This is a genomic window from Monashia sp. HAY1-2A (genome assembly GCF_056755315.1).
This window is the reverse complement of record NZ_JBNDHY010000134.1, coordinates 1-11,779: the sequence shown is the minus strand read 5'-3', so window position 1 is coordinate 11,779 and position 11,779 is coordinate 1. Positions and strand designations below refer to the sequence as shown.

The following is an 11,779-nucleotide window of genomic DNA, read 5'->3' as shown; positions in this document are numbered from 1 at the left end:
CCCCCCCCCCCCCCCCCCCCCCCCCCCCCCCCCCCCCCCTCCCAAAAAAAAAACCCGCCCCCCCAGATTACTACGCGTCTCGTGGGCTCGGAGATGTGTATAAGAGACAGGAGCAGACGGGTGGGGTCAGCGGGGCCGGGCCCCGAGGCCCTGGCACGCGGACGAGCCCGCCTCGACGCCGGCGCGCAGCGCGGCCGCGCGCGAGCCGCCGCTCAGCCACACCGACAGGAGGCCGGCGTTGAAGGCGTCGCCGGCTCCGGTGGCGTCGACGTGCTCGACCAGGGGCGCCTCGACCGCCTCGTCGGTCCCCTCGCCGACCCACCGGGCCCCCGACGCGCCGTCGGTCGCGACGACCTCCCGCACCCGGGCGAGCACCCGCTCGAACCCGCCGAGCGCCGCGAGCTCGGAGGCGTTGGGCAGGAGCAGGTCGACGCCGTCGACCCACGACAGGAAGGCCTCGGCGCCTTCCCGGTCGACGAGAGCCGACGCCTGGGGGTCGACCGAGACGCTCCAACCGAGGTCGCGGGCCTGCCGTAGCGCCTCGAGCCCGCCGTCCCGTGACCCGCGGTCGAGCAGGACGTAGCCGGACAGGTGCAGGTGCGGCGGCTCGCGGTCGTCGTGGGGCAGGTCGGCGAGCCACACGTCGTCGGGACAGAAGGCGCGGTTCGCGCCGCGGTCGGGCAGCATCGTCCGCTCGCCGTCCGCATCGAGCAGCACGGTGACGACGCACGTGGGCAGCACCGGGTCGACGGCGAAGGCCGTGCGCACGTGCCGCTCGGCGAGGTCCGCGGCGACGGCGCGGGCGGCGAGGTCGTTGCCGACACGGGCCACCACGGTGACCGGCATGCCGGCCCACGCGAGCCACGCGGCCGAGTTGCCACCGGCGCCACCCGGCACGAGCCGCACCGACGAGGGCGTGTCGGTCCCCCACCGGATCGGCCCACCGGGTGCCGTGATGACGTCGAGCCCGACGTCACCGACGACGACCACCGACCGCATCGGTCAGGCCCCCGCACCCGGTCGAGACAGCCGGGCGACGTGGGCTGCCACCTCGCCGGCCAGGCGCGCGTTGGCGAGGACGAGCTCGACGTTGGCACGCAGGGACTCGCCACCCGAGCTGTCGTGGAAGTACTCGAGCAGTCGGGGCGTCACGTCCTTGCCGTGCACGCCCTCCCGCTCGAGGACCGCGAGGCCCTCGGCCACCAGACGGTCGTGCAGGCCGCGGTCGACCTGGCGGTCCTCGGGGAGCGGGTTGGCCAGGACCACGCCGGCCCGGTCGGTGCCGAGGCGGTCGCGGGCGGCGACGACGCGCGCCGCCTCCTCGGGCGTCTCGACGCGCCACGGCACGCGGTGCCCGGAGTCGGACAGGTAGAAGCCCGGGAACGCGTCGGTCCGGTAGCCGAGGACCGGCACCGACAGCGTCTCGAGGTACTCGAGCGTGCCCGCGACGTCGAGGATCGACTTGACCCCCGCGCAGACGACGAGGACCGGCGTCGACGCGATGACGCCGAGGTCGGCCGACACGTCGAAGGTCTCGGACGCGCCGCGGTGCACCCCGCCGAGGCCACCGGTGGCGAAGACGCGGATGCCCGCGAGGTGCGCGAGGGCCGAGGTCGAGGCCACGGTCGTGGCGCCGGTGCGCCCGAGGGCGGCGGCGACGCCGACGTCGCGCACCGACAGCTTCGCGACGTCGGGCTCGGTGCAGACCCGTTCGACCTCGGCCGGACCCAGGCCGACGTGCACGACCCCGTCGAGCACCGCGATCGTCGCGGGCACGGAGCCGCCGGCGCGCACCGCGTCCTCGATCCGTGCGGCCACCTCGACGTTGTCCGGGTGCGGCAGCCCGTGCGCGAGGATCGTCGACTCCAGGGCGACGACGCCGCGGCCCGCGTCGAGCGCCTCCCGGACCTCCTCCCGGACGACGAGCAGGTCGGGCGATGGGGTCCGGTACGGCATGGCCACACCCTAGTTCGGGCTATCGACGGTGCGACGGGGATCCGCCGCGCGGGCACGCCGCGCACTCGCGCATCCCCGGCAGCGCGTAGATGAAGCAGCACGAGACCCGCCGCGGTTCCGGCCCGGTCGTCCGCCCGGCCGCACCGGTGGCCAGCCGTGACGCCGTGACCCACACGTCCTCGACGACGCCCCAGCGCTGCCGCGAGCCCATCCGCACCTCGGGCGCGAACCCGGCGACGACGTCGTGGACGAGGGCGTCGTAGCGGCTGCGGGCGAGCGCCGCACGATCCTCGTCGTCGGGTTCGGTCGTGACGACGACGTGCCGCGGGTCGACGACGATCCGGTGCGGGTTCAGACCCGGCGCGAGCTCGAACCCGAGCCCGGCGGCCTCGGGTGCGAGCACCCACGGCCCGAGGGCGGCCGCGAAGGCGAGCGGCGTCGCGGCCACCTCGCACCACCACTGGAGCACGAACGCCGCAGGCACGTGCGGGGCGACGGGAACGCCATGACGCCGTGTCATCTGCGTGCGCAGCGCGTCGCGCCACGGCGCGAGAGGGTCCGCGCCGGCGCGGGCGTGGGCGAGGACGTCGGCGCACCACGTCGTCGCGGGCGAGGCCTCGGGCGTGACGGTCGTGAACGGCAGGGAGTCGTCGACCCGACGCAGCACCTCCCCGACGTCGACCGGGGCCGGCTCGCCCGGCACCGCCGACGCCTCCGCCGCCCGTCCGTCCACGCCGCCTCCTGCCGGTCCTCGTCGGGGTGAGGCCCACGCCGACTCTCCCCGGATGCCGGGGAGGGTCCATCCTCTCGCTACAATCCCGTGCTCGTGACCGACGCCGCGCTCCCGCTGCCCTTCGACGCCATCGGGCGCGTCGTCGAGGAGCACGTGGCCGAGCTCATCGCGTTCCGTCGCGACCTGCACGCCCACCCCGAGCTCGGGCGCGGCGAGGTCCGCACCACCGCGGCGGTGGCCGAGCGTCTCGAGGACGCCGGCATCCGGGTGCGCCGGCTCCGGGGCACCGGCCTGGTCGCCGACCTCGGAGCCGCCGACCCCGTGCAGCGGGTCGCGCTCCGGGCCGACCTCGACGCCCTGCCGATCCGCGAGACCACCGGGCTGGAGTTCGCCTCCGGCACCGACGGCGTCAGCCACTCGTGCGGCCACGACGTGCACACGACGGCCCTGCTCGGCGCCGCTCTCGCGCTCAAGCAGGTCGAGGCACGCCTCATCGCGGCTCGCGTCGGCGCACGCCTCGTCTTCCAGCCGGCCGAGGAGCTGATGCCCGGCGGCGCCGAGGACGTCGTGGCCCAGGACGGTCTCGTCGGCGTCGACCGGATCTTCGCGCTCCACTGCGACCCCGGCCTCGACGCCGGCCAGGTGGGGCTGCGCGTCGGCGCCATCACGGCGGCGGCCGACCAGGTCGAGGTCACGCTGAGCGGACGTGGCGGACACACGTCGCGGCCGCACCTGACCCAGGACCTCACGTACGCGCTGGCCAAGGTCATCACCGACGTGCCCGCCGTCCTGTCGCGACGGCTCGACCCCCGTGCCGGCGCGGCGCTCGTCTGGGGCTCGGTCCACTCCGGCGGCGCGCACAACGTCATCCCCTCCTCGGGCAAGGTCGGCGGCACGCTGCGGATGCTCGACGCGAGCATCTGGGACGGCGTCGAGCGGCTCCTCGAGGAGGTCGTCCACGGCGTCGTCGCACCGTACGCGGTGCACGCCGACGTGACGATCACCAAGGGTGTCCCGCCGGTCGTCAACGACGCCGGCTGCATCGACGCGCTGACCGCCGCGGTCACGGGCGCAGGGGCCTTCGTCGCGTCGACGCCGCAGTCGCTCGGCGGCGAGGACTTCGCCTGGTACCTGACGCACGTCCCCGGCGCCATGGCCCGGCTCGGCACGCGGACGCCCGGTGGCCCGACGTACGACCTGCACCGCGGCGACCTCGTCGTCGACGAGGCCGCCATCGCCATCGGTGCGCGGACCCTGGCCGGGGTCGTCTTCTCCGCGGCCTCCGGGCGCGGAGTCGAGACCGACCGGCCCCGCCGCCTCGGCCTGGCCCGCTGAGGACGTCGGCTACCCGGGCGACCCGGGCGCCTCGCAGGGGACGCCCGGTCGGTTCGGACCCATCGCACAGCCGGCGCCCGGTGTCCTGTCGATCTCACGTCGGAGCGGTCGCGGATCGGTAACACTTCCTGCGACTTGCGTCGAGCCGCGCAGAACGTTGCCCACCCGGGTCTACAGTTCCGTGCTATCTGGGCCGATGTCGTCGTCGGCTCGTCGATATTCCTAAGGAGCAACCCTTGCGTCACGCAACGAAGGCCGCGGCTGTCGTGGCCGCCGCCGCTCTCGGCCTCGCGGCCTGCGGCAGCAGCACCGGCAACACGACGTCCCCCGGCAGCACGGGCGGCGGGTCCACCGGCTCCGCCGGTGGCGGCACGCTCAAGATCGGCATGGCCTACGACGTGGGTGGCCGCGGGGACCAGTCGTTCAACGACGCCGCCGCTGCCGGCCTGGACAAGGCCAAGTCCGAGCTCGGCGCCGACACCAAGGAGGCCTCGGCGGTCAACGGCGAGCCCGAGTCGGCACGCAAGGAGCGCCTGCAGCAGCTCATCGACGCCGGCTACACGAACATCGTGGCCGTCGGCTTCGCGTACGCCAAGGCCGTCGGGGAGACCGCCAAGGCCAACCCCGACGTCAAGTTCGCCATCGTCGACGACGCCTCGCCCGACTCGGCCGGCCCGAACGTCGAACAGATCACCTTCGCCGAGGAGCAGGGCTCCTTCCTCGTCGGTGCGGCCGCCGCCCTCAAGACCAAGACGAACCACATCGGCTTCATCGGCGGCGTCCAGACCGACCTCATCAAGAAGTTCGAGGCGGGCTACGAGGCCGGCGCCAAGGCCGTCAAGCCGGACATCAAGATCGACGTCAAGTACCTGACGCAGCCGCCGGACTTCTCGGGCTTCAACTCCGTCGACAAGGGCAAGGCCGCGGCCGACGGCATGTACCAGGGCGGCGCCGACGTCGTCTACCACGCGGCCGGCGGCTCCGGCGGCGGCGTCTTCACGGCGGCCAAGGCGGCCGGCAAGTGGGCCATCGGTGTCGACTCCGACCAGGCCAAGACCGCTCCGGCCGACGTCCGCGACGTCATCCTGACCTCGATGATCAAGAAGGTCGACGTCGGTGTCTTCGACTACATCACCTCGGTGAAGAACGGCACCTTCAAGGCCGGCAACAAGATCTTCGACCTCAAGGCCGGCGGCGTCGACTACGCCACGACCGGTGGTCACATCGACGACATCAAGAGCAAGCTCGACGACTACAAGCAGAAGATCATCTCGGGCGAGATCACCGTCCCGAAGTCCTGATCTGCTGGGCTCACAGGGGCCGCGGCCGTAGCGGCCGGCCCTCCCGGGCGGCCCGGGCGGCGCGTGCGCGTCGTCCGGGCCGTCGCATCTTCCGGAGTTCACCCCCCGGCACGTCGCGGGTTGTTAGGTTCGCAGGTGCTGGTTCAATACTCGATCGACGCCCGCGTCGACGCGGGCCCGCATGAGGAGTGTGTGTCATCGTCACCAACGAGTCCGTGACCGGCGGCGAGCCCGGCGAGCCTCCGCAGGCCGTCCACCGCGGTACCCCCGCCGTCCGGCTCGAGGGCATCACCAAGCGCTTCCCGGGCGTCGTCGCCAACAAGGACATCGCGCTCACCGTCGACAAGGGCACGGTCCACGCGATCGTCGGCGAGAACGGCGCCGGCAAGTCGACGCTCATGAAGATCCTCTACGGGGTCCAGCAGCCCGACGAGGGCACCATCGAGGTCGACGGCCAGGTGCGCCAGCTGCGCTCGCCCGCCGACGCCATCGCCGTGGGCATCGGCATGGTGTTCCAGCACTTCCAGCTCGCCGACAACCTCACCGTGCTCGAGAACGTCGTCCTCGGGGCCGAGAAGCTGCACGGCATCGGCGACGCCGCCCGCGCCAAGATCCGCGAGATCTCCGAGGCCTACGGCCTCGGCGTGCGCCCGGACGCGCTCGTCGCCGACCTCGGCGTCGGCGCCCGCCAGCGCATCGAGATCCTCAAGGTCCTCTACCGCGGCGCGCGCATCATCATCCTCGACGAGCCCACCGCGGTCCTCGTGCCGCAGGAGGTCGACGAGCTCTTCGACAACCTGCGTGAGCTGAAGTCCGAGGGCCTGACGGTCGTGTTCATCTCGCACAAGCTCGACGAGGTGCTCAAGGTCGCCGACGCCATCACCGTCATCCGGCGCGGCACCACCGTCGCCGAGGTCGACCCGACGGGCGTGACGCCGCGCCAGCTCGCCGAGCTCATGGTCGGGTCCGAGCTGCCGTCGCCCTCGACCGAGGAGTCCACGGTCACCCAGACGCCGGTCCTGACCATCGAGAACACCTCGCTCGCCGACCCCGCGGGCGGCCGCGACCTGCTCGACTCCATCGACCTGACGATCCACGCCGGCGAGGTCGTCGGCATCGCCGGCGTCGAGGGCAACGGCCAGGCCGAGCTCGTCGAGGTCATCATGGGCATGCGCGAACCCTCGAGCGGGCGCATCCTCCTCGGCGACGTCGACATCTCCGACTGGCAGGTCCGCGAGATCCGGGAGGCCGGCATCGGCTACATCCCCGAGGACCGCCACCGTCACGGGCTGCTCCTCGAGGCGCCGCTCTGGGAGAACGTCATCCTCGGGCACCAGACCGAGGGCATCAACGTGACCGGTCCCGGCGGCATCCTCGTCAACGCCGGCGGCGCCAAGCGCGAGACCCAGACGATCGTCGAGCAGTTCGACGTGCGGACGCCCTCCATCGACGTCACGTCCGGCTCGCTGTCGGGCGGCAACCAGCAGAAGCTCATCATCGGCCGCGAGATGCGCCGCAACCCGCGCGTCCTCGTCGCCGCCCACCCGACCCGCGGCGTCGACGTCGGCGCGCAGGCGGCGATCTGGGACCACATCAAGGCGGCCCGCCGCGAGGGCCTCGGCGTCCTGCTCATCTCGGCCGACCTCGAGGAGCTCGTCGGCCTGTCCGACACCATCCGCGTCATCCTCCGCGGACGCCTCTCCGGCGAGTTCGACCCGGACGTCGTCACCCGCGAGGAGCTCGGCGCGGCCATGACGGGCGCGCACTCGCCCGCCGGCGCCGAGGCCGCGCACGGTGCGAGCGCCGACGCGACCGTGGGCGCCACGTCGGACTCCACGGCGGACTCCACTGCGGACTCCACGGCCGACCCCACGGCGGACGGCCCTGCGGATCCGACCTGGGCAGCGTCGACCCACGAGCTCGATGCCGGCACCGACGACGAGGGGAAGACCCGATGAGCACCCGCCTCGACGCCCGCCGTCTCCTCATGGGAGCCGCGGCGCCGCTCCTGTCGATCGTCGTTGCGGTCGTCGTGACGACGGTCATCCTGCTCGTCGCGGGTGACCCGGTCGGCGCGGTGTGGGCCCAGCTGTTCAAGGTGCCGCTGCCGCGCCAGGTGATCGCCATCATCAACGGCGCGACCGTCTACTACCTCTCGGCGATCGCGGTGGCCATCGGCTTCCGGATGAACCTGTTCAACATCGGCGTCGACGGCCAGTACCGCGTCGCCTCGTTCGCCGCAGCGCTCTTCGCGGGCCAGGGCTACCTGCCGGGCTGGCTCAACATCATCGTCGCGCTCGTCGTGGCCATGGCCTCGGGAGCCGTGTGGGCCGGCATCGCCGGCCTGCTCAAGGTGACCCGCGGGGTGTCGGAGGTCATCTCGACGATCATGCTCAACGCCATCGCGACCTTCCTCGTCGCGTTCCTGTTGAGCAAGACCGCGCAGCGGGTCCAGGGCAGCAACGCCACGAACACCAAGCCGCTGCCCGAGGACTCCCGCGTCCCCGGCATCTCCCTCGACGGCATCATCGCGACGCCGAGCAAGGTCTACGGCCTCGTCGTCCTCGCGATCCTCGTCGGCATCCTCTACTGGTTCGTCATCAACAAGACCCGGTTCGGCTTCGACCTGCGTGCGACCGGCCGCAGCGAGTCCGCGGCGATCGCGAGCGGGGTCAAGGTCAAGCGGATGGTGCTGACCTCCATGCTCATCTCGGGCGGGGCGGCGGGGCTCGTCGGCATGCCGTTGCTCTTCGGCCAGGACTACGTCTACGGCGACACGGTCCAGGCCGGTCTCGGCTTCGCCGGCATCGCCATCGCCCTCCTCGGTCGCAACCACCCGGTCGGCATCGCGTTCGCCGCCCTGCTGTGGGCCTACCTCGACGGGCAGGGCAACGGCCTGCAGATCAGCGCGGGCGTCAGCGACCGTCTCGTGCTCGTCATCCAGGGAGTCATCGTGCTGTCGGTCGTCATCGCGTACGAGGTCGTGCGCCGCGCGAACGTCCGCCTCGAGCAGCGCCGCGTCGCCACCGAGCTCGCCCGGCAAGCCGCCGCCCGGACGGAAGGAGTCCGGGTATGAGCACCCCGGTCATGACCGAGACGGCCCCGGCCACCGCCCCGGCGGCCCCGCGCACCGGCCGGCCGCGCTGGTTCTGGGCGGCGATCGTCGTCGGCGCCCTCCTCGTCGTCTCGACGGTGCGCGTCGTCACCGGCGCCAACGACATCGACTCCTCCGGCGCGCTCATGGCCGCCATCGGTCTCGCGGTGCCCATCGGCTTGGCCGGTCTGGGCGGCCTCTGGAGCGAGCGGGCCGGCGTCGTCAACATCGGTCTCGAGGGCATGATGGTCCTCGGCACGTGGGGTGGGGCCTTCTTCGGCTTCCACTACGGCCCGTGGGCCGGCATCCTCGGCGCGATCCTCATGGGCGTCGTCGGGGGCGCCATCCACGCCCTCGCGACGGTGGTCTTCGGGGTCGACCACATCGTCTCCGGCGTCGCGATCAACCTCCTCGGCACCGGTGCCGGCGCCTACCTCGCGGTGCGCACCTTCACCGGCCTGCCGGGTGGCGGTCCGACGCAGTCGCCACCGCTGCACCAGCTGCCGTTCCTGTCGGTCCCCGGTGTCTCGGACCCGCTGCTGAGCCTCGAGCAGAGGCACTGGTGGCTGCTGTCCGACCTCGCGTCGGTGCTGCGGGCCCTGACGACCAACCTCAACATCCTCACCGTCATCGCCGTGCTCCTCCTCGTCGTCACGTGGTGGGTCATGTGGCGCACCGCCTTCGGTCTGCGGCTGCGGTCGTGCGGGGAGTCGCCGGTCGCCGCCGAGTCCCTCGGCATCAGCGTGTACCGCTACAAGTTCTCCGCCGTCCTCGTCTCCGGTGGGCTCGCGGGCCTCGCGGGCGGCTTCCTCGTCCTCGTCGCCAGCAACCTCTACCGCGAGGGCCAGACCGGCGGTCGTGGCTTCATCGGCCTCGCCGCGATGATCTTCGGCAACTGGCGCCCCGGAGGTCTGGCCGGCGGCGCGGCGCTCTTCGGCTACACCGACGCCGTCCAGCTGCGCGGTGGTGGCGACGTCGTGCACGCCTACCTGCTGCCGATCGCGGTCGGCCTCGTCGCCTGGGGCGTCTGGCAGGTCGTCCGCCGTCGCCGGGGCAAGCCGCTCGCCGGCGTGCCGACGGTCGTCATGGGTGTCCTCGCGATGACGTGGTTCCTCCTGTCCGACACCGTGCCGAACCAGTTCACCGGCATGACGCCGTACGTCGCGACGCTGCTCGTCCTCGCGTTCGCCTCGCAACGCCTGCGTATGCCGGCGGCCGACGGCGTCGTCTACCGCAAGGGCGAGGCCACATGAGCGAGCCGACGCCCGTCGACTGGGACGCGCTGCGGCGTCGGGCGGTCGAGCTCATGGAGCGCGCGTACGCGCCGTACTCGAACTTCCGGGTCGGCGTCGCCGGCCTCGTCGACGACGGACGCGTCGTGGCGGGGTGCAACGTCGAGAACGCCGCCTACGGCGTCGCGCTCTGTGCGGAGTGCGGCATGGTCTCCGAGCTGCACGCCACCGGCGGCGGCCGCCTGACCCACGTGTTCTGCGTCGGGGCCGACGGCCGGCCCCTCATGCCCTGCGGACGCTGCCGTCAGCTGCTCTGGGAGAACGGCGGTCCGGAGTGCCTGCTCATGACGCCGGAGGGCGTGCTGCCGATGTCGGCGGTGCTGCCGCAGGCGTTCGGGCGCGCCGACCTCGACGCCGCGCAGGCGTGAGACCGGCTCCCGGCCCCGGAGCGCGCCGCGCTGGGGAATGATGGCGCCGTGAGCGAAGCCTTCGATGCCGTGGACGTCATCTCCGCCAAGCGGGACCGGTCCGAGCTGACCGACGCCCAGATCGACTGGGTCATCGACGCCTACACGCGCGGTGTCGTCGCCGAGGAGCAGATGTCCGCCCTGGCGATGGCCATCTACCTCAACGGCATGAGCGCCCGCGAGATCGCCCGGTGGGCCGACGCCATGATCCGCTCGGGGGAGCGGCTCGACTTCTCCTCGTTGTCTCGCCCGACGAGCGACAAGCACTCGACCGGTGGGGTCGGCGACAAGATCACGCTCCCGCTCGCACCGCTCGTCGCCGCGTGCGGCGTCGCGGTGCCACAGCTGTCCGGACGAGGGCTCGGCCACACCGGGGGCACCCTCGACAAGCTGGAGTCGATTCCCGGCTGGCGGGCCGACCTGACCAACGAGCAGATGCTGGCCCAGCTCGAGGAGGTCGGAGCCGTCATCTGCGCCGCAGGATCCGGCCTCGCGCCCGCCGACAAGAAGCTCTACGCGCTCCGCGACGTGACCGGCACGGTGTCGTGCGTCCCCCTCATCGCCACCTCCATCATGAGCAAGAAGATCGCCGAGGGGACGGGCTCGCTGGTCCTCGACGTCAAGGTCGGGTCCGGCGCATTCATGAAGGAGCTCGGTCAGGCGCGCGAGCTGGCGGAGACGATGGTGCGCCTCGGCACCGACGCCGGGGTGAGGACCGTCGCGCTGCTGACGAACATGAGCACGCCCCTCGGCCTCACGGCCGGCAACGCGCTCGAGGTGCGCGAGTCGGTCGAGGTGCTCGAGGGCGGAGGGCCCGAGGATGTCGTCGAGCTGACCCTCGCGCTGGCCCGGGAGATGGTGCAGGCGGCGGGTGTCGACGTCGATCCCGCCGACGCCCTGCGCGACGGACGAGCCATGGACGCCTGGCGCCGGATGATCCGCGCCCAAGGGGGAGACCCCGACGCGCCCCTGCCGACGGCCAGGGAGACCCACCACGTGCTGGCACCCGCCGACGGCGTGCTCGTCGAGCTCGACGCGCTCGCCGTCGGTGTCGCCGCCTGGCGGCTCGGCGCCGGGCGGGCCCGCAAGGAGGACCCGGTGCAGGCGGGGGCCGGAGTGGAGATCCACTACAAGCCAGGGGCCACGGTCCGCGGGGGAGAGCCGCTGCTGACGTTGCACACCGACGAGCCGGAGCGCTTCGAGAGGGCGATCGCGGCGCTCGATGGCGGCATCACCGTGGCTCCCGAGGGATCGCGGCCCGTCCTCGACCCCATCGTCATCGACCGCATCGCCTGACCCGACGGAGCCCTGGGCCGCTGGTCCTGCGCCTGCTCCCGGACGCAGGTCGGCCGCCGTCGACGGGCGGCGTGGACGGATTTGTCTTCGTCCGGGTCGTGGGGCTAACGTTACGACGTCAGCCCGACCGGGCGGAACGGACGCCCGCGGCGGCCGGGACCCGGGGCATGACGTCGATGTCGAACCTGACCTGAGGTCGGGAAACATCGCCAGCCGAGGCCATCTCGGAGCATGTCGGGGACCGCTCTTCTGGGCGGGCCGCGGATTTGACTCCGGTGGGGTCGGTGAGTAAGTTTGAAGGGTTGCCCCGGAGGCCGGGCCTGCGTGTGTGGGTGTGGTTGATGGTGTGTGTCTGATTCTTGAGA

General features: G+C 72.6%; 10 protein-coding genes. 7 read left to right on the top strand and 3 right to left on the bottom strand.

Annotated features, from left to right (window positions below):
• Window positions 1–126: 126 nt before the first annotated feature.
• Genes ACPYOM_RS17125 through ACPYOM_RS17115 form a run of 3 tightly spaced genes read right to left on the bottom strand, consistent with a single transcriptional unit; the run spans window position 127 to window position 2,689 of the window.
• Window positions 127–999: a carbohydrate kinase family protein gene (locus tag ACPYOM_RS17125; RefSeq protein ID WP_481342177.1), complete on the bottom strand. Its 873-nt coding sequence runs from the start codon at window positions 997–999 to the stop codon at window positions 127–129.
• Window positions 1,000–1,002: 3 nt separating this feature from the next.
• A complete protein-coding gene (locus ACPYOM_RS17120) occupies window positions 1,003–1,956 on the bottom strand; it encodes a pseudouridine-5'-phosphate glycosidase (protein ID WP_481346888.1) in 954 nt (317 codons plus the stop codon).
• A gap of 19 nt (window positions 1,957–1,975) precedes the next feature.
• Complete coding sequence (locus ACPYOM_RS17115; protein WP_481346887.1) at window positions 1,976–2,689, bottom strand: (2Fe-2S)-binding protein; 714 nt, start codon at window positions 2,687–2,689, stop codon at window positions 1,976–1,978.
• A 93-nt stretch (window positions 2,690–2,782) separates the two neighbouring features.
• Here ACPYOM_RS17115 and ACPYOM_RS17110 point away from each other — a divergent pair, with 93 nt between their 5' ends.
• From ACPYOM_RS17110 to ACPYOM_RS17080, 7 genes are all read left to right on the top strand, one after another.
• A complete protein-coding gene (locus ACPYOM_RS17110) occupies window positions 2,783–4,024 on the top strand; it encodes an amidohydrolase (protein ID WP_481346886.1) in 1,242 nt (413 codons plus the stop codon).
• Window positions 4,025–4,260: 236 nt separating this feature from the next.
• Complete coding sequence (locus ACPYOM_RS17105) at window positions 4,261–5,325, top strand: BMP family lipoprotein (RefSeq protein WP_481342180.1); 1,065 nt, start codon at window positions 4,261–4,263, stop codon at window positions 5,323–5,325.
• A 215-nt stretch (window positions 5,326–5,540) separates the two neighbouring features.
• Entirely contained in the window at window positions 5,541–7,283 is a 1,743-nt protein-coding gene (locus tag ACPYOM_RS17100; protein WP_481346885.1) for an ABC transporter ATP-binding protein, read from the top strand.
• The gene (locus ACPYOM_RS17095; protein ID WP_481346884.1) at window positions 7,280–8,401 is read left to right on the top strand and encodes an ABC transporter permease; all 1,122 of its coding nucleotides are present in this window, start codon (window positions 7,280–7,282) and stop codon (window positions 8,399–8,401) included. The genes ACPYOM_RS17100 and ACPYOM_RS17095 overlap by 4 nt, the downstream gene beginning before the upstream one ends.
• Window positions 8,398–9,672 (top strand): ABC transporter permease, encoded by a 1,275-nt coding sequence (locus tag ACPYOM_RS17090; RefSeq protein WP_481346883.1) that lies wholly within the window; start codon window positions 8,398–8,400, stop codon window positions 9,670–9,672. Before ACPYOM_RS17095 ends, ACPYOM_RS17090 begins: the two co-directional genes overlap by 4 nt.
• A complete protein-coding gene (locus ACPYOM_RS17085) occupies window positions 9,669–10,079 on the top strand; it encodes a cytidine deaminase (protein WP_481343964.1) in 411 nt (136 codons plus the stop codon). The genes ACPYOM_RS17090 and ACPYOM_RS17085 overlap by 4 nt, the downstream gene beginning before the upstream one ends.
• Window positions 10,080–10,127: 48 nt before the next feature.
• Window positions 10,128–11,414: a thymidine phosphorylase gene (locus tag ACPYOM_RS17080; RefSeq protein WP_481346882.1), complete on the top strand. Its 1,287-nt coding sequence runs from the start codon at window positions 10,128–10,130 to the stop codon at window positions 11,412–11,414.
• Window positions 11,415–11,779 lie beyond the last annotated feature (365 nt).